The sequence below is a fragment of the Pedobacter sp. B4-66 genome (genome assembly GCF_018492665.1).
GTDB lineage: Bacteria > Bacteroidota > Bacteroidia > Sphingobacteriales > Sphingobacteriaceae > Pedobacter.
On record NZ_JAFVME010000001.1, the window covers coordinates 57,362 to 83,070 of the forward strand.

Genomic DNA, 25,709 nt, shown 5'->3' on the forward strand with positions numbered 1-25,709 from the left:
CTTATACGCGGGTAAATTTATAAGGATAAACTTTTCCAGACGCCCACTGCGCCACATAAAGGTTCTCATCGTCATCTACGCATACATCATGCGGATTAAGGAAGATTTTCTCCGCTTGAGACATTGGCTGTAAAACACCATCAGTATAAACAGGCTTGCTACCTCCAATATTAGAAACCACTTTATTATTCTTATCTAAAATGGTAACAAAACCGCTACCCTCCTTATTCAAATCTGGTGAACGCAATACCGCAGCATATAAATAATCATTTTTAATCACCGGTCTACAAACACAAGCTCCCGGAAGCGCAATTACTTCCTTTAAATTTCCAGCCATATCAAAACGCTTAAAGCAATTGCGGGTACGATCTGTAACCAGTAAAGTTGCTTCACCTTGTCTTTTATCTATACATACACCATGCGCATTATCCAGATTTTTTGTTTCCGTACCTCTTCCACCAAAAAAGCCTTGCAGTTTACCTGCGGCATTATAATGCATAACATATTGTAAGCCGTAACCATCTGCGATGAAGAAATCACCATTATCAGCAACAGCTACTTCAGTAGGTACAAATTCTTCATTCTTTTTATACACTCCGGTTTCCATTGGACAATCAAGTGTCATCAATATCTTCCCATCTAAAGTGGTTTTAAACACCTGATGTCTGTTTGTATCTGTAATAAAAAGAAATTCCTTATTGCCCTCTTTTGCAAGCGTTAATCCATGTGCTCCAGGAAATTCATGACCCCAAGAATCTAACAACTTACCCGATTTATTATAAATCAGCACATTATTTTTAGTCTCATTTGTCAGCAAAATAATCCTGCCTTTCTTGTCCTGTACCATCTCATGACAATCATTTACCGGATTTTTTAACGGGTTCAATTGTCCCCATTTATTATCCATGGTATAACGCATGTTATTATGACCATATTCAGGTCCTTTTGACTGAGCTAATGTATCCTTCATAATAAAAAATCCTGCAGAAACTGCCGCTGTAGTCTTAATAAATTCTCTTCTTTTCATAAAATATCGTTTATGCTATAATGTCTTTAATTACTGTGCCCGCTACATCCGTTAATCTATACCTGCGGCCTAAATGTTTAAATGTAAGCTTCTCGTGATTTAATCCCAATTGATTAAGAACGGTTGCATGAAAATCGTTAACATGCACTGGATCCTTTATAATGTTATACCCGAATTCATCCGATTCACCATACACTCCAGGTTTAATTCCGCCACCTGCCATCCAAATACTAAAGCAGCGTGGATGATGGTCACGACCATAATTATCTTTGGTCATTGCACCCTGACTATAATTGGTTCGTCCAAATTCGCCTCCCCATATTACCAAAGTTTCATCAAGCAACCCTCTTTGTTTCAAATCAGTGATTAAAGCTGCTGATGCCTGATCAACATCTTTAGCCTGACCGGCCATTTCGTTAGGTAAATTACCATGCTGATCCCATCCCTGATGATACAGTTGTACAAAACGCACTCCATTTTCACTTAACTTACGCGCCAGTAAACAATTGGCTGCAAAAGTTCCCGGAACCAAACAATCTGGTCCATAAAGCTTTATAATATCATCTGGTTCTTTAGAAATATCGGTAACTTCAGGAACAGCAGTTTGCATCCTATAGGCCATTTCATATTGCTGTACTTTGGCATTAATCTCCGGATCATTAAATTCCTGATACGACATTTCATTCATCTCGGCCAGTTTATCAAGCATTTTTCTACGCTCAAATCTGTTCAGCCCTTCCGGGTCTTTTAAATAAAGTACCGGATCCTCGCCACTGCTAAACTGAACCCCTTGATGTGTTGAATCCAGGAATCCATTTGTCCACAGTTTCGAGTATACACCTTGTCCGTTACCCTTACCACGTGAAAGCAGTACAGTAAAGGCAGGTAAGTTTTTGTTTTCGCTACCTAAACCATAGCTAAGCCATGCACCCATACTTGGCCTGTTTCCTTGCTGTGCACCTGTCTGGAAAAATGTTAGTGCCGGATCATGATTGATCGCTTCGGTATGCATCGATTTAATGATGCAAATGTCATCTACAACCTTGGCGGTATGGGGAAACAGATCACTAATCCATGCTCTTGATTGTCCGTACTGTTTAAAATCGTAATACGAGCCTACCAAAGGAAACGACGATTGACCTGCAGTCATACCGGTAAGGCGCTGATTTCCTCTAATGGATGCAGGCAACTCCTGCCCCATCATCTCTCTAAGCTTAGGCTTGTAATCAAAAGATTCCAATTGTGACGGTGCTCCATTCTGAAACAGATAGATCACCCTTTTTGCCTTAGGCGCGAAATCAGGAATCCCCGGAGGAAGACCAGCTTCTTCCATAGCTCCTGTAAACAAATCTGGAATTAATAACGATCCCAGTGCAACACTCCCTAATCCTAAACTTAATCTTGAAAGGAAACGACGTCTGTTAAAATTAAGCCCATGCTCCAAAATATTCTTTTCCATAAATCAGGATTTTGTAATGGTTTCTTCTAAATTATATATTGCGGCTATTACTCCCATCATTGCAGCCAATTCAGTTTTATTAGCTTTTGCAGAAATCGGATACTCTCCAACTGCCAAAACTTTATCGGCATTTGATTTTTGCTTAAATACCTTCACCTGATCTGCATAATACGATGCCAGAAGTTTTATTTCTTTATCCTTTGGTTTTCGACATACAATCTTTCTAAATGCTTTGCTAATTTTCGATTCAGCTGTTCCATTCTCCTGTAATAACCTATCTGCCAAAACACGCGAAGCTTCCAACACAGTTGGATCATTCATCATGACCAATGCCTGTAGCGGAGTATTGGTATTTAATCTTTTCACCTCACACTGATCTCTGTTACTGGCATCAAAAATTCCCATGGTAGGTGGTGGTACTGTTCTTTTAATAAAAGTATACATACCTCTACGGTATAAACTCTCATTATGATCTTGCTTATAATTAGCTAGTATTCCACGACCAGATGTAGCAGCTTCCCAAAGCCCTGCTGGCTGATATGGCTTAACACTTGGGCCTCCTATGGTATTCACCAACAAACCACTGCTTGAAAGTACCACATCACGAACCAATTCTGCAGCAATACGATAACGCGGCGCCCTTGCTAAAAGGATGTTATCCGGATCGGTTTTTAGTTTTTCAGGCGAGACTACAGCCGATTGCCTGTAGGTAGCAGATAATGTAATTTGTTTCACCAAACGCTTGATATCCCAACCATGATTCATGAAATCAACCGCAAGCCAGTCCAGCAATTCCGGATGAGAAGGCAGTTCTCCCTGCATACCAAAATCTCCGGAGGTTTTAACAATACCGCGACCAAAAAACTCTTGCCATACCTGATTTACAAATACTCTTGAAGTAAGCGGGTTTTTCTTATCAAACAACCACTGGGTAAGTCCTAATCTGTTTTTAGGATATTTCTCGTCGAATGAAAGCAATGACTTTGGAGTTCCTGCCTTTACTTCTTCTCCATGCGCATCATAAACACCGCGGTTCAGCACATAAGTTTTACGAACCGTGTCCTGATCGCCCATTATAGAAACGATTAACTTACCTGTATCCTGCTTATTTATGAATTTCATTATATCCTTTACATCAGCATTGCTGATTTCCATAAGAGGTTTCTTAGCATAAGTCTCCGGTCCACCAATAACCGATTCAAGACCTACCTCCTTTACATTATTAAAAAAGGCAAATACCTGATAATATTCTTTTTGTGAGAAAGGATCGTATTTATGATCGTGACAATGAGCACATTCAAGTGTAACACCTATAATAGCTTTGCCAAAAGTATTGGTACGATCAGTAACATATTCAACGCGATATTCTTCATCAATAACCCCGCCCTCTTCAGTGATTTTATGATTTCTGTTAAAGCCTGTAGCTAAAAGTTGTTCTTTAGATGCATTAGGCATCAAATCTCCGGCAAGCTGCCAGCTCACAAACTTGTTGTAAGGCATGTTTTCATTAAAAGCATGAATTACCCAATCTCTCCATGGCCATTGAGTACGGTAACCATCATCCTGATAACCATGAGAATCGGCATACCTGGCAACATCTAACCAATGCAAAGCCATTCTTTCGCCGTAAGCAGGACTTGCCAATAATGCTTCAACCGCTTTATCGTAAGCATTACTACTTGAATCAGCTAAAAATTTATCCATCACCTCAATTGAGGGAGGTAAACCTGTAATATCCAGACTAACGCGCTTCAACAATCTTTCCTTATCAGCCTCTGGGTTAGGTGCTATTCCCTTATGCTCCAATTTATCCAGCACAAAGTAATCTATTTCATTTTTAGTCCATTTAGCATCCTTAACCTTAGGCATTTGTGGTGCTTTTGGAGGAGTAAATGCCCAGTGCTTTTCATATTTAGCACCTTGCTTAATCCATTTCTCTATAATAGAAATCTCATGAGCCGTTAACTTAAGGTTTGAATCTTTTGGAGGCATCATGTATGCCGAATCTTTGGATGCAATTCTTAAAAATACTTCGGATGCATTAGGTTTAAAAGGAACAAGGGCATGTGCCGATGGGTTTTCTTTTAATGCCTTATAAGCCTCTTCGGCAATATCCAGTCTTAAATCTGCTTCCCGTTTATTAGGATCGGGGCCATGGCAAATAAAACATTTGTCTGAAAGAATTGGTCTGACATTAAAATTATAGCTAATGGTATCCGGCAGCTGTTCCTCAACAACCTGGCCGGTAGACGGGCTGTTGCACGCCTGTATAATGTATACAATAGCAAACAACGTCAGCATTAAATAAAAAAGCCTACGGTACATACGATCTAAGTTTGGTTTCAATTGTACGGACAAACTTTCGCTTGCCCTGTTTTATAAAGTTAAAACAAATACTTTAAATAGCAATTATTATTTCTATAAAACTTAAAAAAAGAACTTTTAAACGTTTAAATTGTTACAATATATATAGCACTAAATACTATAAAAAATGAACATAGAATTTAACGATTTACCTCTAACAAAAAATGTAGAGAAAAGCAGGTTTGAGCTTAAAACAGATGATTATGTGACTTTTATAGATTACAAAGAACATGCAAAAAAGATATGGCTAATCCATACCGAAGCTCCTGAAGAACTTAAAGGAAGAGGAACTGCAACTGCAATAGTAGAGAAGGCATTAGCTTATATAGAAGACAATGACTACAAACTAATCCCTTTATGTCCATTTGTAGTAACATACTTAAAAAGACATACGGATTGGAATAGAGTTTTGGATGAGAGCGTAACTCCTTTTTAAGCTTACCTGATAAAATATTTGGCTCCTTTAACCGTATTAAAGCTAACCAGGTTACTGGTTTCGGTATTTAGTGCCATCTTTTTACCTGTGTTATTGTAAACCGAAGTACCTGCGGGCAACTGAACATAACATTCAGCTCCACTCACAGACAATATTTCGGCTTTGACTAATTTACTATTCCTCCAACTAAAACTAAGCTCAAAACCGTTTCTTGCACGCATTCCCTTTACATTACCACTGCTCCAATCAGCATTTGTTGGCAATGCAGGCAATAAGCGTATCACAGAATGATTACCGTTACTTTGCAACAACATTTCTGCGATGGCAGCCGTACCGCCAAAATTTCCATCAATCTGGAATGGTGGATGCGCACAAAACAAATTGGCATAAGTTCCGGCACCACTGGTCATAGAAATCGTACTTCCGGCAACGGCAGGTGCCAGTAGTGCTTTAAAAACCTTCCATGCATGATCACCATCACCTAGTCTTGCCCAGAAGTTCACCTTCCAAGCTCTCGACCAACCAGTTCCTCCATCACCTCTTCTCTCCAAAGTCTTTCTTGCTGCAGTCATCAATAAAGGTGTTTCTAACTGCGTGATTTCATCATAAGGATATAAGCCATACAAATGGGAAACATGACGATGTGTTATCTCAGGATCTTCATAATCTCTAATCCACTCTTGGATACCGCCTGTTCGTTTACTAATCTGATTAGGAGCTAAACGTGCTTTCAATTGTTGTAAACTATCTGCCCAGCTTTTATCTACACCTAACAGCTTAGCCGCAGCGATGGTATTACTCATCATTTCTCTTCCAATCTGCATATCCATAGTTGGCCCCATTGTAGTTTGTCCCTCAAAGCCATCCTCAGTTTTATAGGAGTTTTCAGGAGAGTTAGAGGGTGCAGTTACCAGCCATTTGGTTACCGGATCTTCAATCAAGATATCAGTATAAAACTTTGTTGCTCCTTTTAGTACCGGATAAATCTCGGCTAATGTCTTTTTGTTTGGGTTATACAGATAATGTTGCCACAAATGACTGCTTAACCATGCACCACCAGAAAGTACTGAACCCCATGAGGCATGCTCGCCGGGAGCAGTAAATCCCCATGGATTTGCGATTACATGCGCTACCCATCCTGTGCTATTATAATAGGCCTTTGCCGTTTTCTGTCCTGGTGCAACCAAAAATTTAGTAAACTCAATTAGGGGTTTATGTACGTCAGCTAAATTTGTATTCTCAGCTAACCAGTAGTTCATTTGAACGTTTATATCTAAGTGATAATCTCCATTCCATGGAGTTTGATACTCTTCAGCCCAAATCCCTTGCAGGTTGGCAGGTAGGCCGCCAGGGCGGGAACTTGAAATCAAAAGGTATCTTCCAAAATTAAAATACAGTGCAGGTAAAGTTACATCACGATCTCCTTTAGCAAAACGCACCAATCTTTCGGCTGTAGATAACCCTGCAATACCGGCATCCTCTTTATCTCCAAGCTGAATCTTACAACGATTGTAGTAAGCTTGAAAATCTTCACGTTGCTTTGTCTGCAAAGTTAGCCATGGAAGTTTACTTGCCTCATCAACGTATTTTTTAGCTACAGGCAAAGGTGCAGGACCACGTTGCGTTACATTTGGCCAGTTCATATCTGTTGCCGCGCTAATTACAATAAGGCATTCGGTTGCACCATCAACTGTAAGTAAATTATTTTTAGCGGTTATTTTTCCTGTCGATGAAATGGCTTTTGCAAAGGCTGCGAAAAGAATTCCTTTGTCGCCGTCTCCAGCAGGTAATTGTCCTGTCATGGTAAGTCCATTTCCCTGCGCTGAAAACTCGGCATTTTCTTTTCTGCTTAACGACAGATCAAAATTTAATGCTTTTGCTTTGCTAGACGTTAAACGAATAATAATGGCTTGTTGAGGAGCACTTACAATTACTTCTTCTTTAAAGTTCACACCAGATCTGCTCCATTCTGTAACAGAAATGGCTTTGTCTATATTTAAAGTTCTTTTGTAACCCGTTACTTTTGCAGTGGTATCTCTCCAGTTGATGAACATATCTGAAAGTATCTGGTAACATCCAAACTTTACGTTTGCTCCATTACCAAAACCAGAACCGGCTCCAGCGCTTGTAAAATACTTCTGTAACAGCTCTTGTGCCTCTTTATTTTTACCATCCTTCAATAATTGCTGAATAACCGGTAGATGAGTGGCAGCATCGTTCCTATTCGGATTTTCTACCCCACCCGACCACATAGAAATTTCGTTTAAAACAATCCTTTCTTTGTTTGGATTACCAAATACCATAGCGCCTAGTCGACCATTGCCAACAGGGCTTGATTCGGTAAAATGGTTAGCCGGTGATTTAAATTTTACTTCCTGGTCGGTCTGTGCGAATAGCGACAAACCACCTAATGTGAAGCAGAAAAACGAAATGCAGGTCTTTTGGGACAAATTCATCTTTAGTAATTATTTTATTTGGTACTCAAAGAAAGGACATTACAGCTTTAGAAATTAGCTGTATTTGTCAAATTATTAAGCAATATTGGCATTCTTAAGAGCGCACTTATTCATAGCCATTTTTCAACACCAATACTGCACCTGGCTTAGCCGTCAATTCCAAAAATCCATTTCCATCAGCCTTTATTTTAAAATCATTGTTTGAGGCAATAAAATGTGTCTTAAATGGGAGCTTCAATTTTGTTACACCGCCTTTTTCGGAAACTATTTTAACTTCATCTACCTGTCCATCGGCTTCTTTAGCGCTTACCAAAAATGCCCCCTCAGTGCGTAAGTTTTCAAACGAAGCATCTTTCCATTCAGCAGGTATGGCAGGCATAATTTCAATAAATCCGGCGTAACTCTGTAATAGCATTTCTTGCATACCAGCTGCAAATGCAAAATTTCCCTCAAGCGTAAAAGGTCTGTATTGAAATTTCGACAAACCTGTTTTTGTTTGATCCCCGTTTAAATGAAAGCTATTTATAGAACAAAAGGCCTTTGCAAATATTTGCAGATTCTTTGCAGCCCCCTCTCCATCTTTGGCTCTTGCCTTCATATTTGCAAGCCAGGAATAAGAATATCCACACCAGTAATCTGGTCCGATTTTATCTAATAGCTGAATTGTATTTTTTATAACAGACTGTGCTTTCGCTCCATCTTCCCATTTTATTAACCCCAATGGATGAATTGCCATCATATGAGAAAAATGCCTGTGCGACTCTTTGTAATTTAAGCTAGGTGCAAATTTAAGTTCATCGTTATCCGTTATTGAAAAATCATCAAACTCATTTAGCAATTTGGTCCATTTAGCGGCCTCAGCTTTTAATCCAAGTTCAGTGGCTAATTCTGCCGCTGCCTTAAAGGTAAACTTCATTAGAGCAAGGTCATAGTTTGTATTCTCTGAAAACCATGCACTAAGGTCATTATCGTTAATTTCAGGACTTGAACTGATCTTTAATTTCCTGAGTCCATTTGCATCTTTAACAGTTATATTTTCCAGAAATATGGCGGCTTCTTTGATCCATGGATAAGCTTTATTTTTAAGAAAACCTCTGTCCATACTGTATCGCCATTGCAGGTAATAATGCTGACCTAACCATGAAGAAACAGTAGGTGATAATGAATATTGTATCCATCCGCCCATTTCTGTGCCATCCAAAGTAGTTACTCCGGGTACTGCAATACCATCTGTACCAAAATAAAGCTTAGTATAACGTTTATAGTTTGCTTTATTCTCCTCCATGTGATTAATGTAACCCATCGCCTCATCAAGGTGGTTACCGCTATAAGAAGGCCAATAACTAAGCTGGGTATTTAAATCATGATGATAATCACCTTTCCATGGTGGTATCCTGCCATTGTCTGCAGTCCACACAGCCTGCAATGAAATCGGCGGTGCATCGGCTCTGGCCACCGAACCAAACTTATACTGTTCTAAATACCATTGTTTTTCTATCAAAGTATCAGGCACATGAATTGCCGACTTACTCCAAAAATTACCCCACCATTTAGTATGGGCAATTAAGTCCTTATTAAAGTTAGCTGAAATGGCATCTTGAGTAACTACCGCTGCCTTTTTATTGACAGGTTTATTAGGATACTGTGAGGAAATGCTCCAAACCCCTTCAACAGTTTTGCTGTCAACCCTTTTCCATCTAACGTTAATATCGTAAGTAAACCCGCCCCATCCCTCTTGATGATAAGTGATGCTGTTCCCCTCTTGTTTAATCGTTCCCTGCTTATATCCTAATCTCGACAGGTCATCCCCGCCCACCGGATCACCGGAAACTTTAACTTCTCCCTGATATCTAGGTGCTATTAAATGTGGTTTAAAATAACCACTTACATTTTCAAATCTGAACCAGCCTAGTGGTTTTGCCGCATCAACAAAAGTTTTAAGTATAACTCCGTTTGCCCATTTAACTTCACAAACTGCATCTTTTATAGATAAATGAACATCTTGCGCCTTACCCCAATCTTTGGTTTCAAATTCAAGGGCACCGCCCGGTATTTTTGATGGCGCAGGCTCGTTATCATAAGGCGCATCAAAATACTGCTGTACAGGACTATAATCCTTTTTATTTACCTGATCTATTACCCATTGATAGCTGAATTCTTTGCGGTGTAAGCCTTTCATAGGGCGCATATCCCAAACATCCACCCTATCTAAAGAAAACCTCAATCGCTCTCCTTTTTGCCAAATTAAAGCACCTAATGTTCCATTTCCCAAAGGGATAGCCTCATCCCATTGGGATGCCAGTTTATTGAAACGTAAATCATGTTTTGGACTTTGCCCAATTGTGGTGATTGACGCAAAAGTAAAAAGGAGTAATGCAATTGTTTTGTTCATAAGATTTCCTAACCTATATTAAAAGTAAGTTATTTTCTTTCATTTTCATCATCATCCTTGGTTTCACTCAATTCTGTTTCTTGCTTGGTTCTCAAAACCGGTATTACTGGCGGAGTACCGCCTAATCCTATTCCAAAACAAGCCAATATTATCAATACAATGAGTCCCGAAAAACGCACTGCTTTTTTAAAGCGTTTCATAAAAAAAAATATAGGGAAAAGCCTTTCGGCTATAAACCTTCCGTGAAAAAAATAATTAATAGTATTTGAAAACTACACTAAAGCGGAAGGTTTAGTTTGATGTGCCAGATAAAAAAGAAATAGCACAGAGAATAGAAAACCTATTAGAAAATTGATGAATAATACTAGCAAAGAATTTGTAGTGAATTGAACATGGACGATATTGTCCTTCAGTATTACCAGATTTTTAAAAGCACTTTTTAATGAGATGAGATCAGGATAAACCCTGTTGAGCTTGTCAACAAAACTCTTATAAAATATATTGGCACCAGCTACAACCCTATTAACTACTTTTAATTCAGTTGTAGTACGCGTTAAGTTAACATAAGAAACACGGGAAACAGCACCAGAAAATGCAAATACATTTATCAATATAAAAAGCCCTGCTATCCAGCGAAACAGCAAAACTTTATTATCCATAGATTTGATTTCCATCATATTGCCACAAAGATAATCAATTTTAAAAACCTAAAGATGGTGTTAATTCCTCGCAATGAAAACCTTTATCTTTTAGGATGTAGTTGACCATTGGAGCGCATGGAACGGAACTTACTACACTCAATATTCTATCAATGCCATCAGTTTTGAACGACCAGTTACTTTCGCCAAATATGATATCCAATATAGGTCTGATAGAAATCAACTCATATTTATCTTTTACCGAGGTTTTAAAACTAATTGTGTTCATCGCTTTATGATCTGTCAAATGAATAACTTACCCTAAAGATGAGGGTAATTACCAAATCATACCAGCGGTATCCGGCCAAAACAGACAAAAAACTCGACGAATGGTAAGAAAACGTCGGTGAAAAAATTAGGCTGCAATTGAATTATTCAATTACAGCCTTTATGTTACTTTGCTTGTTTTACGGCTTTAGGAAAATAGTCTGTAGAGCTTTTACGCTTGTTGTTAAAAAACAAAGCATAACGAATTACCTCACCTTTTTTTAATGCAACCGGTTGCTTATATATTGGAGATTTCTCATTTACATCAGATCCATCGGTGGTAAACCTGATAGTGCTCGCCTTTGTAGGATCGGTTAGTGTTACTTTAACCGAGCTATCAGCGTTTACAACTGTTTCTCTAACCGGAACTGGAATTCTAAACTGCAATCCCTGTTTATCGTATCTCTGATATTGAGTAGTCAACCTGTTTTTAAAATCATCAAAATTTCTCAATGCTTTTGGTGTCCAATCAATTTCAGCCAAAGCTGCAATACGAGGAAAAACCATGTATTCTAAATAATCTTCAGTTCCGATAAATTCTGTCCACAAATTGCCTTGAGCGCCTAAAATATGCTTGGCCTCAGTTTCGGTTAACTCAGGGTGTACAGGTTCAAAAGCATATACACTGTCGAGCGGAACCCAATACCCAATGGCCATTGGCTCAATCTTAGGGTCTGCCTGATAGCCATCAATATACAAATGTGAATATGGCGACATAATTACATCATGACCACTCTTAGCAGCTTTTAAACCACTTTCAACTCCTAACCAAGAGTGAACGGTAGCATTATCAGCAAGGCCTCCCTGCATAATTTCTTCCCATCCAATTATCTTTTTGCCTTTGCTGTTGATGAATTTCTCCATGCGCTGAATAAACCAGCTCTGTAGTGCCGCCTCATCTTTTAAGCCTTCCTTTTTTATGCGAGCCTGACATTTCGGACAAGTATGCCATGCATCATGCGGAGCTTCATCACCACCAATATGGATATATTGAGAAGGAAACAATGGCATTATCTCATTTAGCACGTCTTCCAAAAATGTGAAAACCCTATCGTTTCCTGCGCAATACAAATCCTTAGAAACACCCCATACTTTTCTTACTTCAAATGGTTTTCCGTTTTCAAAACTAACATCACCACAAGCCAAATAAGGATAAGCGGTGATGGCAGCTACTGAGTGACCTGGCATTTCAATTTCAGGAATTACTTCTACAAATCTTGATGTGGCATAAGCAACAACTTCTTTAATCTGTTCCTGGGTATAGTAACCTCCGTATCTTATACTGTCAACATCTTTCTTTCTGTCTGGGCCAATCTGTGTTCCATTTCTGTAGGCCGCTATTTCCTGTAATTTCGGATACTTTTTAATTTCAATTCTCCAGCCCTGATCTTCAGTCAAATGCCAGTGAAACTTGTTTAATTTATGCTTAGCCAGTTGGTCAATAAATTTCTTAATGTAGCCTACAGAGAACATATGGCGACAATTATCCATTAACATACCTCTCCAGCTAAAACGAGGTTCGTCTTCAATGTAAACACAAGGCAGTTTTTTCGCACCGTTTACAGGCACCAACTGCAACAAAGTTTGTATGCCATAAAAAAGGCCATTTTCTGTCCCTGCGGTTATAGTGGCTCCGTTAGCGGTAACTTCAAGATTGTAACCTTCTTTTGCAGTAACCTTTGGATCGATATTAAGTTTTATGGTCTTTGCATTTCTCTGCATCCACAGGCCTGTACGCAACTCTGGTTTTATCCCCGCAGTTTCCTGTATTGATGATTGTGCAAAAATTGCTAATTCTTTTAAATCAGCTGTCGGATAACTGATGTATACATTTTTATCTAAGGTGAAACTCCCCTTTCGCTCTTCTAATTTCGCTGGTAAAGGGATGATAGAAATTTTGGTTTGTGCAGATAATTTGAAGGTGCAAATCATCAGCAAAGCGATTGATAACAGTCGATTCATGTGACGTTGTTTGGTTATTTTAAATTAACAGTTTTTATAAACTAATGCTAGTTAGCTGTTTTATTTTAAAGAATCAACCAAATACAATGCGCAAACCGTTGCGTAAATTTTTAATTAATAATAGACGTTTTCGGGGGATTCGGATTTTTTTTGGATTGAAAAAGGGTACGCTAGCATTTACTACACTTGAAGGGACCTTGTTCGGACCTCGTTCGACCAGGGGCGAACGAGGTCCCTATTAGGTAGGTACGAAAGCCGAGCTAGAACTAAGTATTAAGTAAATTGCAAACACAACCCGAAACCTCCTGAACAGAGGGAAATTTACCACCCGAATTAAATTTGAAAAGCAAGAAAAGCTGCTAGCTCAGAATTGACTTACCTTGTTCCGAAAACTTTATCCCAAATATCGGAGGTAACTCCGTATTTTGTGGTTGAGTCATCGTAATGGTGCAACATGTGCTGCTGTTTAAGCTTTTTCCAAAAAGCACTTTTAAACTGAGCATGGTGCAACATGTAGTGTGTCATGTCGTAGCATAAATATCCGAAAATAAATCCGGTAAAAAAACCATCCAGCATTCCGGGTGCAAGAATCCATTTAAATAGGAAAAAAAACGCCAATGCCAATGGGATACTCGCCGATGGAGGCATCACCAAACGCTGTGCATCATTGGGATAATCATGATGAACGCCATGAAAAATAAAGTGGATTCTTTTGCCCCAGTCAGATTTTGGATAAAAGTGGAATATAAAGCGGTGAAGTACGTATTCAGTTAGAGTCCAAATAAATAAACCCAATAGAAAATGTCCCAAAAAACCTAAAATTCCATTTTTGCTAAATGATTCCCAAGAGAAATATCCCACAACCGGTACATAAACGATAAGTGGAACAAAATATGGCACTTTAGATAAACCCTCAAAAAGTGGGTTTTTGAACATTCTGATTGATTCTTTAGAATTAGATATAAAATTCTTCTTCATCACTATTTATTTTTGAAGTTTTTTAAGCTAGGGAGCTAAATTACGGCTTTTCTTGCATTTCTCATTAGCATAAATAAGTAATTTACCGAATTCTGATACTTCTCAATATCTGAATTTCATAGCTACATAAGGATACCAGCCTTCATTAGAATGCCCCATTACAAAACGAAACACAGTTAATGAAGCAGGAGCAAAATATATTCCTCCTCCATACCCCTGATGCCATACATCAGATTTTTCGCCTTTTTTCCATACCCTACCTACGTCATGAAAACCCAAAAGGCCGAACTGACCGGGAAGTATGTAATTCATAAAGTTTGCAACTTTTATCCTTAATTCAAAATTATTGTACAAACTGTGTTCACCACCAAATCTAAATTCGCGATAGCCAAGCAAATTGCCCTGCCCTCCCAGAAAACTGGATTGATAGAATGCTTGTTTACCTACCGTAACCGCACCTCCAACCCTATCGGTTAAAACAAATCGGCTGTGCTTATCTATTTTTTTATAAACTGAGAATGCAGCGCTAAGCTGCGCCATAGAATTTGATACGCCATTTATGCCTTTATAAGCTTGAAATTTGCTTTCTAAAAAAGTCCCCGATGTTGGTAAAATATCGCTATTGCGGTTGTTGTTTACAAAATTTGCTACCACACCGGCGTACAACTTGTCTTTTGTGATGGTTGCACTATCCGGAGAGTGTAATTCTGAAGTGTTAGTAATAAACCGTCCCTCATTATCGTCCTTGCTATACCTATAATATTGCAAAGAAGGACCTGCGCTAAAGGTAGATTTTGGCGTGCTCCATCTTATAGAAGGATCGATTTGAAACAAGCTAAATCTTGCACGATAATACCTTACAAAATCGCCCGTTTTATTAAAGGTCGTTTCATTACCTAAACCATAAAAATTTTGGGAGTTCTCTGGTGCAAAAGCATCTGCTTGCAATACAATATCGGCATTGCCAAGTACTTTAAACAATTCTGCTTTATAATTAAACCTGAAGCCCGCCGTTGCAAAAGAATGTAAAAATGAAAATGAATGGATGCTTCCGTGGGGTAGTTTTCTAAATCCGGGCTGGATAATTTTATACGACAAACCTAGTAGCAGCCGGTCGTCAATATTATAGCTGGCATTTAAAAGAAGCATGTTTCTTTTATATAGATCTGTGTATACAAAGTGAGTATTTGAAGTATCGTTATCTAGCCGTTTAAGTAGCTTGCTTGTATTTCCGGTAAAGGTAATGTTATCGTCCTTGCCATAAACGCGAACCTTACGAAGTGAGTTTTCTACCTGGAAATTCTTTTTCCCTTCTACACTAATTATCCTGAGTTTAATGGCTGAGGTTTTATTGTTTAATATCAAGCTGTCGTTGCCATCCTTTACATACAACCTGATCTCTTCGGTTACTTTTGGATTAAAAGTTCGGTTAAAAATCACATCCTTAATATGCCCTTCTTTGGATATTTTGCGAATAGTTACATTTAAAGCATTATCGGGAGCATCTGTAATGTTAATGAGTTCATTCTTATTGCTAGCCTGTATATCTACTATCCTGTTAATAAAATGATAGTATTTGCTCATCAATTCCGGAAGGTTCTTCTGCCTTTCTTTGAGTTGGGCAAGTAACCTGTCATGGCGAAGCGAATACCCTGGCTCCGGAAGCTTTTTAAGTGCTTTTTCAAATACCTCGTCGTTTAGAGAATCGCAGAAATCTTTTACGATCTGATTCCATTCCTTTTCATCGATTCCAGAGAAATATTTGCCATAGATTGCTCTTCCTTCCCAAAAAAACCAGTTAATATCGGGCAGGCTCCTTTCGTAGCCCTGTATCATTGGCAATAGCCAGGATGATTGTGCATATCTGGGTACAAGCCCCTCTGACAAGTAAAAAACCTGATCTCGGTCTCTTGGTATGGCAATGTAATTAATGTGGCCTTCAGCGTTCTTTTCCGGCTTCCAACGCCACTGATCTTCGTGCCTATCCCAGTCGCCTAATAAAGCGTCTAATGCCTTTGCTCTTAATAATAACGGAGCATCATATGTGTTGTCGTTATCATCATTTAACTTGCGCATCATCTTTTCCGAATTATCAGTATCGCCGACTGGCTCTCTTTCTTCGAGTAAGCAAAGGGTATTTTGGAACACTTTTGAGAACTCACCTAATGCAGTATCAGGCACCACCCAGCCAATCATAGGATCGCTATGCGGCACATTTACGGCGTCTGCAATATCAGGAACAGCTAAAGCGGAAAAAGGGTTCTGGGCAGACATATTGTCTTTTACTACCGTACCTGCAAATGTTTTTCTGAATACCTCGGGCAACAATATCTCGGGGAATTTCTCTACACTTCTGAGCACCCACTCTTTGCCTTGTTTATCAACCAGTCTGAGCGAATGAGATTGATTACCTCCGCCCCTTTTAGTTGGAGTTAGTCCACCCTTAATAACCGACACCCTAATAATCGGCACTGTTGTGCTCAATGCATATTCTTTACGGTAATTCTCTCCAAACAAAAACCGATGAAATTTACTTACACTATCGTACTTAGGATAAATTTTCACGCTAATAGAGTCCTGCGCACTGGATGCCAGGCTTACCAGCAATAAAACAAGGGAGAGAATGAATTTAATCATGCCTAAATATCTATATCTAAAGTTAAGCATTTCTTAATCTATGGTAAGATTTAAAATAAAAGTTCGTCCTAAATTTGTAGTGTTATTTAATAAATAAGTAATCGAACCATTAAAATAGGTAGTTATGAACAACGAAATTTTAGGCCTGCACCACATTACTGCAATTGCAGGAAACGCAAAAAAGAATTATGATTTTTATACTCGCATATTAGGTTTACGTCTTATTAAAAAAACGGTAAACTTTGATGATCCTCACACTTATCACTTTTACTATGGTGATGAACAAGGAACACCTGGAAGCATTTTAACGTTTTTCCCTTGGGAAGGTATGAGTGCAGGCAGACGCGGTACCAGACAGGTAACCGAAATTGGCTATAGCGTACCGAAAGGAAGTTTAGAATTTTGGCAAAACAGATTTGAGCAAAATAATGTGATTTATAATAAACCTGCTGAAAAATTTGGAGAACGTTACCTTACTTTTTTGGATCCTGATGGGTTGAAGTTTGAGTTGACTGAATCTAAAACTCCAGATACTAGAGCACAATGGACTACGCCAGAAGTTGGCAAAGAAAATGCGACTCATGGCTTTCATCATGTAACTATAACCACCAATAAAATGGATGGTACCGCTAAAGTTTTGACAGATATTTTTGGTTATAAATTAGAAAAAACTGAGGTTAATCGTTCACGTTTTGTTACTGACACCGTAAGTTATGCTGCTATTGTAGACTTAGTTGAAGCACCTGGAGAGGCTGTTGGTCATGTTGCCGCAGGTTCTGTACACCATGTTGCCTTTAGGGTTAAAGATGAAGCGACTTTGATGTATTTTAGAGACAAAGTGGTTGCAATGGGATTGAACATTACGGAAAAAATAGACCGTAACTACTTCTACTCTTTGTACTTCCGCGAACCGGGTGGGGTGCTTTTTGAAATCGCTACTGATAATCCTGGTTTTACGGTTGATGAATCTTTAGAAGAATTAGGATCAAACCTTAAGCTTCCTGCACAATATGAAAGCAACAGAGCTGAAATTGAAAGCATTTTACCTAAATTAAACTAATATGTACACGCATAATAAAAATATTGTAACCGCAGGTGTTCCTGTTGCCGAAGCTAAAAGGGCCGTTGTATTTTTGCATGGCCGTGGATCCTCTGCTGAAGATATCATTTCCTTAAATAATCACTTAAAGATAGATGATGCTGCTTTATATGCGCCACAGGCCACCAATAATAGCTGGTATCCCTACAGTTTTATTGCCCCGGTTGATGAAAATCAACCGGCTTTGGATTCTGCTCTTGCCCTTATTAAAGACCTGGTTGCTGAGATCATTTCATCGGGCATCCCACAGGATAAAATTTACTTTGTCGGATTTTCTCAGGGTGCCTGTTTAACACTGGAATACATCACCAGAAACGCTGCGAGGTATGGTGGCGCAGTTGCCTTTACGGGTGGGTTAATTGGTAAGGAGATAAATATGAGGAACTATAAAGGTGATTTCCAGCAAACACCGATTTTGATCACCACCGGAGATCCGGATCCTCATGTTCCGGTAAGGCGAGTTGAGGTGAGTGAAGGGCTTATCAAAAAAATGAATGCTAAGGTTACTATGAAAATATATGCCGGGAGGGTTCATACAATTAGTCAGAAAGAAATAGAATTAGCCAGACAGCTTATCTTTGATGTGGTCTGATTAGGATTTGCTTAATAAAATTAAAATGGCACAAACAATATTACATAAAGCGGCAACACGCACGCTTGCAGATCATGGCTGGCTTAAAAGCTATCAGACTTTTAGCTTTGGCATGCAATATAATCCTGAAAGAATTCAGTTTGGCGCTTTAAGGGTGTTAAATGACGACTGGGTTAATGGTGGAAATGGATTTGGAGAGCATCCTCATGATAACATGGAGATTATTTCTATCCCTCTTGAAGGGGCTTTAAAACATGAAGATAGTCTTGATAACGAAGGTATAATTGAGGCCGGGGAGATTCAGGTGATGAGTGCAGGTACAGGGATTTATCATAAAGAGTTTAACAAAAACAAGGATATTCCAGCTCAGTTTCTTCAAATCTGGTTGTTTCCAAATCAGCGTAATGTAGAACCAAGGTATCATCAGGAAAGATACGACACCAGGATGAAGCCGAATCAGTTTACCCAAATTTTATCTCCAAATAAGGATGATGATGGGGTTTGGATCTATCAGGATGCTTGGTTTAACATCGGTAAATTTGATAAAGGGACAAAAACAGATTACCGCTTTAAAAACAAAGACAATGGTTTATATGTATTTGTTATTAAGGGGGATGTAAAAGTCAGCGATCAAATCTTGAATGAACGTGATGGATTTGGTATCTGGGATACCGAACAAATAAGCATTGAAGCAGTTAACGAAACGGAAATCCTATTAATGGAGGTTCCAATGAATTATTAATGATTATGAAAAAGACCGAGGTTTTGGTGGTTTGTACCCATCAGGAAATTCTAAATACTGTGGTGAGATTGGTAAATTCCAATACTGAGATGAGTGCTATTGGGGCAAATACCTTGGAGCAGGCAATTACAACATTCAGGTCGGCAAACTTTGATTTGGTATTGGTTGGTGCAGGTTTGGAGAAAACTGAAGAAACCGAATTGGAAAATGTGATTAGAAAAGTAAACAGAAAGATACCCGTTGTACATCATTACGGAGGTGGGAGCGGCTTGCTTTTTACCGAGATCTATGAGGCTTTAAAATAAAAAAGCAGCTGCAAATGCAGCTGCTTTTTAGTATAATCTTTATTGCTTACTTATCCAATTGGTAAAGTCTAAGCGTTCTCATCCTACAATATTGATCATTATGATTTAATGTAGCCACGAAACCAATTGTAATGTCTGATTTTGCAGGAACCTTAAAATATGTAGTAAATTTCTTCTGAGGATCATTCGGGCCATCTCCGGCAGAACCGAATGTTTTTGTAAACCCTAAAACATTAGCATTGTTCTCAATATTAGTAATATCAGGTAAACTCTTACCCTTTGCAGCTACGGTATAGAATTCATTCTTAATTTGATACCCTACAAATTCCTGTGCAAAATAATATTCACCGGCCTCAAGAGGTAATAAAGTTGTTTGCTCAATTTTTCCATTAACAATATCTGGTTCCTGACCCCATGATTCCATCGACATACTGTTATTATCAAACGAGTCCCAGCTTCCCATACCACCCTCACGTTGTTTAACTGCGTCATTAACAGTCCAGTCTGCTATAATTCCCCATCTACCTCCAAATCTTCTAGCAGGAACAAAATTAGGGCCAACGTTCAATAGATGATTGGATGTAATATCTTTTACTGTACCTCCGCTTGCTACTATCCTGGATACTGTAAATACAGAACCTTTTTCTGTTGTTACTCGTACTTTAGAGGTAAACAATTTAGTTGGAGCATACTCCTTAGTTGGAGTAGGATCTTCGGAACCCGCAGAGCCATCTCCAAAATCCCATAACAAACTCTTAACGACAACATTTGTGGTTTTAACACTGAACTTCACCTTATTACTACCTTGTGATTCTGCAACGAAACTCAAACCATCTTCAGGAAGAATTTTGAGGATATGTACCCTTGTTGCTGTTGATCCATCTTCGGCTATTGCCTTTAGATTAATTTCAAAAGTACCGGCGGTAGCAAATACGTGAGTTGGAGTTACCTCACGTGAAACACTATCGTCTCCAAAACGCCATTCAAGACTCTTATACTCTTTAGAGTTGTTCTCAAATGTGAAAGTAAAAGGATCATCACCAGGAACAAGTTTAAAATCAACCAATGGTCGTTTTTGTTCAGCCGGCTCAGCTTCGATGTCCTTATTTTTGGAACATGAAGTGAAAATAACTATGCTTAATAGCAAAATAAAAAGTTTGTTCATACTATTTCAAGTTTGGTATATTTTTTAAACAACAGCGATGAATGTAATATAGCCACCGCTGTTGCTGATTCGTTTATTATAATGTATTTACAAAATTATTATTTCTTTCTGGTAAAGATCCATCCTCTTACATCATACCTGCCATAATCTTCATAGAATTTCATGATATGTCTGCCCTTTTTAAGCTGAACAGTACTGTAATTTGGCTGTTGGTTGCCATAAGCCCCATCTGTTTGCTTGCCTTGTAATACAGGAGTAATAGCAACACCATCCATAAACAAGCTATATCTTCCCGGATCGTCAGGACAACCCAATAAAGTATTCAATTCATACTCACCATCAGCTTCAATATTTACAGTATAGGTTAACCACTCACCTGTATTACACCATCCAACTACACTACGAGGAGTATAATCTCCCACATCAACATTCTCTCCCGGGCGGAAGTTACTCACACCATCTTTACCACCATCATCATGGTATGCCACACCTTCACCGCCTTGATCATAAAATGCTGCTGGGATCATATCAGATACCTGACCAATGCCACCTTTAATTACAAACGGAACAGTATAAGGTCTGCTAAAAGCAACAGGATCGAAAACAACTACCATTGTTGCTTTATTTGCATCAAGTTGAAACTTGGTAGGATTTTTCAATCTCAATCCTATAGCTTTCTTGTTATTAACTCCTCCCATTGCTTCAGAAGTTCTAAGCAAAATTGAAGTTTCAACTTTTGCAGCTCCATCGCTAAATTTAACTTTTCCAACAGGAATGCTAAATTTTGGACCGGTATAAAGAACTGTATTTTTTAATGTTCCATTATTGATCAATTCAGTTGCCACGGCATCATCTCTTACGAAATCAACAGTAAAATCAGGACCGACATCTCCAGTAAGCGCCAATGAAAGCGGAATAGTGATATCTTGCGAACCAATTACGAAATTTCCACCTGTAGGCACTAAAAATGGTGTTTTCCCACCTGCAACAAATGAAATATAATGAACATCTTCAGCCGCTATCGCTTGAGCCGCATCAATAAGCACTACGATTGAATTTTTTCCAGATTCTACCGTGTTTGATTTTGATGGATCAGAAATCTTAACAGCGATTGCCATCTTTTTCTCATGATTTCTCTCCAGAAAGGTACGACTCACTAACAAATTGAAAGTTGTACTTGTTACTCCATAAGGAATATCAACCACCGGTGGGAAATTATACATCTGATCTCCTAGTGCGATTGTACCAGCCGGTAGTACACCGTCAGTAACTAATTTTGGAACTGTATCAATATTACCGGTAATCTGCACGTTAAAAGCTTTGCCTGATGCAGCTGATAAGTTAATAGTTACCGGAATAGTTAATTTATCATTGTCTAATGAATAATTATTACCACTTCCAATATCAATTTTGCTATCTAATGACAAACCTACTGCACTTGGATTCTCTTTGGACAGTACATCCTTCAATTTTTCCTTTTCACATGACACAATCAATGTTGTGATAACAACCAAAAGGCATACATGCATGTGGGTAAATATTCTTTTCATATTTTGATATATATAATGATCTGTTTAAATAATCTGTTGGGACTCTGCTAAAAAAGAGTCCCAACAGATAAGGTTAATTTGATATCCAAACTCTTCCATCCAATCCCCATGTTTCCTGACGTGGAATATTGAACCAACTTAAAATCTGTGTTGGCACATCAGAGTTTTTAGGAACTAGTACGCCTAAATTGGTATTATTAGGAGTACAGATTAAATCTGAAAATGTCTCCCAGGTATAAGTACCATTAATTGTAAAAGGGGCAGCAAAAGGTCCCTTGTCTTCAAATTTATCTCCTGAACCTTCATTTAACGGCCAGTAACCGGCTAGTTCATTGAAATTAGGGTGACTTTCTTCCATTGTTGCATCACAAGCGAATTGTTTAACAACATTTTCAGGCAATGCCACTTTCCAAATCTTAAATTCGGCCATATTTAAGTTGATTATACCAAAATCACCGTCCATTTCTCCATCTGCCCATCCTAAGCGTAACGGTGCATTGTTATCAAAATTAGGTTCCCCTCTAAGTTTAACGTCAACAGATACAGGTGCATCTTTTTTACCTTTAGGCCCATCATACTGACCTACATCACCCGGATCATTTGTAACGCCCTTAACTCCATCAGTATACATTCTAAGGTATCTTTTTCCATCTGCCTTTCTTTCAATTACAAAGGTAAGGTCATGCCAAATATCTCCACTAAAATCTAATCCTCCAACTTCAATACCATTGACAAAATCTTGTCCACCAGCAGCAAAGAAACGCCATCCGTTTTGGAATAAACAAATGTCCCATCCCGGGTTACCCGGAGCGTTATCACCGCCCCAACCTGCTCTATCTCTTTTACCTAAAATAGAAGGCCATTGATAATAATAATCTCCTCTTGAAGTATTTTTAGTTTTACCTTTCTTTACCTTAACAGATACTGAAAAGTCTGATGCTCCAAAATTAAATTCATTTGATATACCAGCACCTAATTTAGCGACGGTTTTTTCCGGATTTCCTCTAAACCTCACCGCATTTCCTGAAATAGGATTTCCAAGGAATGGTCTTGGAATAAATGTTGGGTTATACTTATTGTTATAAATAATGGTAAAGGTATTTACATTTGTATTGCTAAAAATCGTTTTATCATCTTCCGACACTGGCAGTGTATATTGCCCGCCCTTATTAGAAGTGACAATAATTAACCAATTTTCATTTTTATAATTAGCTCTTGATTTAATTGCAGCAAATATTTCTCCTACCTGACTATCGAATTTATTGATAGCAGTTTTATAAGGAGCAAATTTATTGTCGAATCCTGAAGCTTTACCAGCAGCTTCAACACCACCAAATTGACCCAAAATAAGGGATGCTGTATCAGATTTAACAAAATCTACTAATCTTGATGTTAGCGCTTCATCATTTCCAGCAAATGATTCTGTAACATCAGCTCCGCCGGTTAATTTTGATTTAAATAAATCAGATGAAGCAAAAGAAGCAATACGCATATTTGGTCTAAGAGATTTAATACGCTCAAATATTACCGGGTAACTGGCTAAATTATTCCCTGCAAAATTTTCTGTAAGGACATTATGTTTCTCCTTTTTAACCCCAGTCAACATATCAGACCAATTAGTTGCATCAGTATAATTGGTATTATCACTCAAACCTGTCCAGGTATAAACAGCACTGTCTATTAAGCCCCTTAACGTTGTAGTTCCTGCATCTCTTACAGAAGCACCACGTGCTCCATCAACAATAAGATAAAGAACTTTGGGTGCCTTATAAATAACATTCCCATTATTTTCCGGTGATTCAGGTATTACTTTATCGAAATCCTTATTACAGGATGTAGCAAACACCAGCAAGCATAGTGCTAGACTAACAAAATATTTGTATGGATGTTTTTTCATATTCTTTGATTTATAATTCATTTGGTTCAAGTCTGGATTAGACATATCTAATATAATCAATTATTCTAATGTTACCTTAACAAGGTTATTGGTTGTGAGATTGTCAAAAAGGAAGAATGAACCACCTATTACCAATGCTCTCTTATTATCAGCAGACTTGGTTTCAAATGCAGTAAGCACTGTACCTAAAAGATTACCTACGTTGTTATAACCCTCAGCTATTTCTCCTTTATCAGTTGTAATTAAGAAACCTTGTCTGTTAACTCCGTCATAAGTTTTAAAACTTCCACTAACCAAACATAACCCATCTTTAAGCTGCTTAGTAAAACCAGGATAACCACCACCAAATCTTTTAGGGACAAAAGACTGATCTACCGAGCCGTCATAATTCAACATTGCCATGCTTTCTACAGCTACGCCATTTATCTTTTTAAAGACACCAGTAACCAGGTACTTCTTAGTAGTCTCGTTATAACTTACGTAATTTACATAGTAATCTGCTCCTTCAGTCATATTAAATGTCGGATCGATTGTTCCATCAGCATTTAAACGTACCATATAACCTGCCGGTTGATCGTCGAATTTGGTAAAACTACCACAAAGCATAATCTTTCCGTCAGTATGCATAATTGCTTTGCTAATACCACCATTTCCTCCTGCCAAACCTCTTCCCTTAGCACCGCCATAACCAGTAGCATTTGGATCAAATCTCCAGGTTTTATCTAAAGTACCATTAGTATTGAAACGAGCAAGCTGACGCATATCTATAGTATCAATTACAGTACTGTCTTTAAATTTTGAAGTAGGCTGATCATAACGACGGGATACATAATATCTAAAATTACCTATTCCTATTAGTTTATTGTTAACTGCATACAGATCATTAATTGAACCATCAGTTCCTCCATTAAACTTCGGAACATATATCGACTTTTTAGTATATGTTTCAACACCTATTGTATCGATAGTTGCCTGATTACTTACTTTAGTTATATTGTTGATTCCACCTCTTTGAGCATAACCAGTAAATCCACCAGCTAAAAAATACTCTCCATTTACAATGCCTAACGATGTAAGCGTACCTGTTGTAGCGCTTCCACTTAATAATGATCTATCCCAGGTACCATCAGGAAATGTTCTTACAATACTGTTGATACGCTTAACAACACCTTTATTGTCGTAATTGGTAAAACTACCCAGAAGTAGCAAATTACCGGCCGCTACCTCATAAATATTGAAGATCGGTCCGTTTGTTCCCGCTACTACTTTATAGGTAGGATCCTTTTTAACAAAACCGCTAACTGTAAAATTTGGTCCAAACACCAATTGTCCGTCTATTACAAAGGCAGTAACTCCTGAACTGGCTCTTCCTGGTACCTTTACTTTAATCCCTGTTTCATCGATCTTGTCAATTTCCGCCTTTTCTCCATTGAATAAAAACTCTATTTTATCTTTATGAGGCATCAAACCTGTTGCTCTGAAGGTAATTAAAGTCCCCGGTATTCCAACCGCAGGGACAGGTACTTGCTGACGGTCAATTTGAATCCCCAGCGGAGCAATCCCTCCGTCGTAAGGATTCTCAAATGAATTCTCCTTTTCTTTACAACCACTGAAAAGCGCTGTAGTAAGGATCATCGATAGACTTATATATTTAAAAAATTTCATATGCTTATCTTAAATTTC

General features: G+C 38.3%; 20 protein-coding genes. 5 read left to right on the plus strand and 15 right to left on the minus strand.

The window, feature by feature from the left end:
• Position 1: 1 nt before the first annotated feature.
• The 3 genes from J1905_RS00260 to J1905_RS00270 are packed head-to-tail and all read right to left on the minus strand — an operon-like array spanning position 2 to position 4,811.
• The gene (locus J1905_RS00260) at positions 2-1,027 is read right to left on the minus strand and encodes an NHL repeat-containing protein (RefSeq protein WP_214225086.1); all 1,026 of its coding nucleotides are present in this window, start codon (positions 1,025-1,027) and stop codon (positions 2-4) included.
• 10 nt (positions 1,028-1,037) lie between these two features.
• Positions 1,038-2,486 carry a DUF1501 domain-containing protein gene (locus J1905_RS00265; protein WP_214225087.1) on the minus strand — a complete coding sequence of 483 codons (1,449 nt, stop codon included), beginning with the start codon at positions 2,484-2,486 and terminating at the stop codon, positions 1,038-1,040.
• Positions 2,487-2,489: 3 nt separating this feature from the next.
• Positions 2,490-4,811, minus strand: coding sequence for a PSD1 and planctomycete cytochrome C domain-containing protein (locus J1905_RS00270; RefSeq protein ID WP_214225088.1), 2,322 nt, complete (start codon positions 4,809-4,811; stop codon positions 2,490-2,492).
• A gap of 166 nt (positions 4,812-4,977) precedes the next feature.
• Here J1905_RS00270 and J1905_RS00275 point away from each other — a divergent pair, with 166 nt between their 5' ends.
• Positions 4,978-5,286 (plus strand): GNAT family N-acetyltransferase, encoded by a 309-nt coding sequence (locus tag J1905_RS00275; RefSeq protein ID WP_214225089.1) that lies wholly within the window; start codon positions 4,978-4,980, stop codon positions 5,284-5,286.
• Positions 5,287-5,288: 2 nt separating this feature from the next.
• On the opposite strand, the gene J1905_RS00280 is transcribed toward J1905_RS00275, so the two are convergent.
• The 8 genes from J1905_RS00280 to J1905_RS00315 all read right to left on the minus strand — a co-directional run bounded on the left by J1905_RS00280 (position 5,289) and on the right by J1905_RS00315 (position 16,676).
• A complete protein-coding gene (locus J1905_RS00280; RefSeq protein WP_214225090.1) occupies positions 5,289-7,742 on the minus strand; it encodes a glycoside hydrolase family 95 protein in 2,454 nt (817 codons plus the stop codon).
• 106 nt (positions 7,743-7,848) lie between these two features.
• On the minus strand, positions 7,849-10,134 hold the full coding sequence (locus tag J1905_RS00285) for a glycosyl hydrolase family 95 catalytic domain-containing protein (protein WP_214225091.1): 2,286 nt from the start codon (positions 10,132-10,134) through the stop codon (positions 7,849-7,851).
• 29 nt (positions 10,135-10,163) lie between these two features.
• The gene (locus J1905_RS00290) at positions 10,164-10,334 is read right to left on the minus strand and encodes a hypothetical protein (protein ID WP_214225092.1); all 171 of its coding nucleotides are present in this window, start codon (positions 10,332-10,334) and stop codon (positions 10,164-10,166) included.
• 72 nt (positions 10,335-10,406) lie between these two features.
• Positions 10,407-10,811 carry a hypothetical protein gene (locus tag J1905_RS00295; RefSeq protein WP_214225093.1) on the minus strand — a complete coding sequence of 135 codons (405 nt, stop codon included), beginning with the start codon at positions 10,809-10,811 and terminating at the stop codon, positions 10,407-10,409.
• A gap of 22 nt (positions 10,812-10,833) precedes the next feature.
• Positions 10,834-11,061 carry a hypothetical protein gene (locus tag J1905_RS00300; protein WP_108203843.1) on the minus strand — a complete coding sequence of 76 codons (228 nt, stop codon included), beginning with the start codon at positions 11,059-11,061 and terminating at the stop codon, positions 10,834-10,836.
• Between the two features lie 164 nt (positions 11,062-11,225).
• Positions 11,226-13,061 carry a beta-N-acetylhexosaminidase gene (locus tag J1905_RS00305; protein WP_214225094.1) on the minus strand — a complete coding sequence of 612 codons (1,836 nt, stop codon included), beginning with the start codon at positions 13,059-13,061 and terminating at the stop codon, positions 11,226-11,228.
• A 375-nt stretch (positions 13,062-13,436) separates the two neighbouring features.
• Complete coding sequence (locus J1905_RS00310; RefSeq protein ID WP_108203841.1) at positions 13,437-14,039, minus strand: sterol desaturase family protein; 603 nt, start codon at positions 14,037-14,039, stop codon at positions 13,437-13,439.
• Between the two features lie 102 nt (positions 14,040-14,141).
• Complete coding sequence (locus J1905_RS00315) at positions 14,142-16,676, minus strand: BamA/TamA family outer membrane protein (protein ID WP_214225095.1); 2,535 nt, start codon at positions 16,674-16,676, stop codon at positions 14,142-14,144.
• Between the two features lie 124 nt (positions 16,677-16,800).
• On the opposite strand from J1905_RS00315, the gene J1905_RS00320 reads away from it, so the two are divergent.
• Genes J1905_RS00320 through J1905_RS00335 form a run of 4 tightly spaced genes read left to right on the plus strand, consistent with a single transcriptional unit; the run spans position 16,801 to position 19,414 of the window.
• Positions 16,801-17,736, plus strand: coding sequence for a ring-cleaving dioxygenase (locus tag J1905_RS00320; protein ID WP_214225096.1), 936 nt, complete (start codon positions 16,801-16,803; stop codon positions 17,734-17,736).
• A gap of 1 nt (position 17,737) precedes the next feature.
• Positions 17,738-18,367, plus strand: a complete 630-nt coding sequence (locus tag J1905_RS00325) for an alpha/beta hydrolase (RefSeq protein WP_214225097.1) — start codon at positions 17,738-17,740, stop codon at positions 18,365-18,367.
• Between the two features lie 25 nt (positions 18,368-18,392).
• Complete coding sequence (locus tag J1905_RS00330) at positions 18,393-19,109, plus strand: pirin family protein (protein ID WP_214225098.1); 717 nt, start codon at positions 18,393-18,395, stop codon at positions 19,107-19,109.
• A gap of 5 nt (positions 19,110-19,114) precedes the next feature.
• Complete coding sequence (locus J1905_RS00335) at positions 19,115-19,414, plus strand: hypothetical protein (protein ID WP_214225099.1); 300 nt, start codon at positions 19,115-19,117, stop codon at positions 19,412-19,414.
• A 46-nt stretch (positions 19,415-19,460) separates the two neighbouring features.
• On the opposite strand, the gene J1905_RS00340 is transcribed toward J1905_RS00335, so the two are convergent.
• From J1905_RS00340 to J1905_RS00355, 4 genes are all read right to left on the minus strand, one after another.
• A complete protein-coding gene (locus J1905_RS00340; RefSeq protein WP_214225100.1) occupies positions 19,461-20,579 on the minus strand; it encodes a DUF5013 domain-containing protein in 1,119 nt (372 codons plus the stop codon).
• Positions 20,580-20,677: 98 nt separating this feature from the next.
• The gene (locus tag J1905_RS00345) at positions 20,678-22,129 is read right to left on the minus strand and encodes a carbohydrate-binding protein (protein WP_214225101.1); all 1,452 of its coding nucleotides are present in this window, start codon (positions 22,127-22,129) and stop codon (positions 20,678-20,680) included.
• Positions 22,130-22,202: 73 nt separating this feature from the next.
• Positions 22,203-24,026 (minus strand): DUF4983 domain-containing protein, encoded by a 1,824-nt coding sequence (locus J1905_RS00350; protein WP_214225102.1) that lies wholly within the window; start codon positions 24,024-24,026, stop codon positions 22,203-22,205.
• Between the two features lie 60 nt (positions 24,027-24,086).
• Entirely contained in the window at positions 24,087-25,691 is a 1,605-nt protein-coding gene (locus J1905_RS00355; protein ID WP_214225103.1) for a DUF5008 domain-containing protein, read from the minus strand.
• Positions 25,692-25,709 lie beyond the last annotated feature (18 nt).

Excerpts from the sequence above, each read along its gene's own strand:
- J1905_RS00330 (WP_214225098.1), top strand. The coding sequence starts at position 18,393 with ATGGCACAAACAATATTACATAAAGCGGCAACACGCACGCTTGCAGAT.
- J1905_RS00355 (WP_214225103.1), bottom strand. The coding sequence starts at position 25,691 with ATGAAATTTTTTAAATATATAAGTCTATCGATGATCCTTACTACAGCG.
- J1905_RS00350 (WP_214225102.1), bottom strand. The coding sequence starts at position 24,026 with ATGAAAAAACATCCATACAAATATTTTGTTAGTCTAGCACTATGCTTG.
- J1905_RS00325 (WP_214225097.1), top strand. The coding sequence starts at position 17,738 with ATGTACACGCATAATAAAAATATTGTAACCGCAGGTGTTCCTGTTGCC.
- J1905_RS00300 (WP_108203843.1), bottom strand. The coding sequence starts at position 11,061 with ATGAACACAATTAGTTTTAAAACCTCGGTAAAAGATAAATATGAGTTG.
- J1905_RS00315 (WP_214225095.1), bottom strand. The coding sequence starts at position 16,676 with ATGATTAAATTCATTCTCTCCCTTGTTTTATTGCTGGTAAGCCTGGCA.
- J1905_RS00305 (WP_214225094.1), bottom strand. The coding sequence starts at position 13,061 with ATGAATCGACTGTTATCAATCGCTTTGCTGATGATTTGCACCTTCAAA.
- J1905_RS00345 (WP_214225101.1), bottom strand. The coding sequence starts at position 22,129 with ATGAAAAGAATATTTACCCACATGCATGTATGCCTTTTGGTTGTTATC.
- J1905_RS00310 (WP_108203841.1), bottom strand. The coding sequence starts at position 14,039 with ATGAAGAAGAATTTTATATCTAATTCTAAAGAATCAATCAGAATGTTC.
- J1905_RS00280 (WP_214225090.1), bottom strand. The coding sequence starts at position 7,742 with ATGAATTTGTCCCAAAAGACCTGCATTTCGTTTTTCTGCTTCACATTA.
- J1905_RS00260 (WP_214225086.1), bottom strand. The coding sequence starts at position 1,027 with ATGAAAAGAAGAGAATTTATTAAGACTACAGCGGCAGTTTCTGCAGGA.
- J1905_RS00335 (WP_214225099.1), top strand. The coding sequence starts at position 19,115 with ATGAAAAAGACCGAGGTTTTGGTGGTTTGTACCCATCAGGAAATTCTA.
- J1905_RS00270 (WP_214225088.1), bottom strand. The coding sequence starts at position 4,811 with ATGTACCGTAGGCTTTTTTATTTAATGCTGACGTTGTTTGCTATTGTA.
- J1905_RS00290 (WP_214225092.1), bottom strand. The coding sequence starts at position 10,334 with ATGAAACGCTTTAAAAAAGCAGTGCGTTTTTCGGGACTCATTGTATTG.
- J1905_RS00320 (WP_214225096.1), top strand. The coding sequence starts at position 16,801 with ATGAACAACGAAATTTTAGGCCTGCACCACATTACTGCAATTGCAGGA.
- J1905_RS00340 (WP_214225100.1), bottom strand. The coding sequence starts at position 20,579 with ATGAACAAACTTTTTATTTTGCTATTAAGCATAGTTATTTTCACTTCA.
- J1905_RS00285 (WP_214225091.1), bottom strand. The coding sequence starts at position 10,134 with ATGAACAAAACAATTGCATTACTCCTTTTTACTTTTGCGTCAATCACC.
- J1905_RS00265 (WP_214225087.1), bottom strand. The coding sequence starts at position 2,486 with ATGGAAAAGAATATTTTGGAGCATGGGCTTAATTTTAACAGACGTCGT.
- J1905_RS00275 (WP_214225089.1), top strand. The coding sequence starts at position 4,978 with ATGAACATAGAATTTAACGATTTACCTCTAACAAAAAATGTAGAGAAA.
- J1905_RS00295 (WP_214225093.1), bottom strand. The coding sequence starts at position 10,811 with ATGATGGAAATCAAATCTATGGATAATAAAGTTTTGCTGTTTCGCTGG.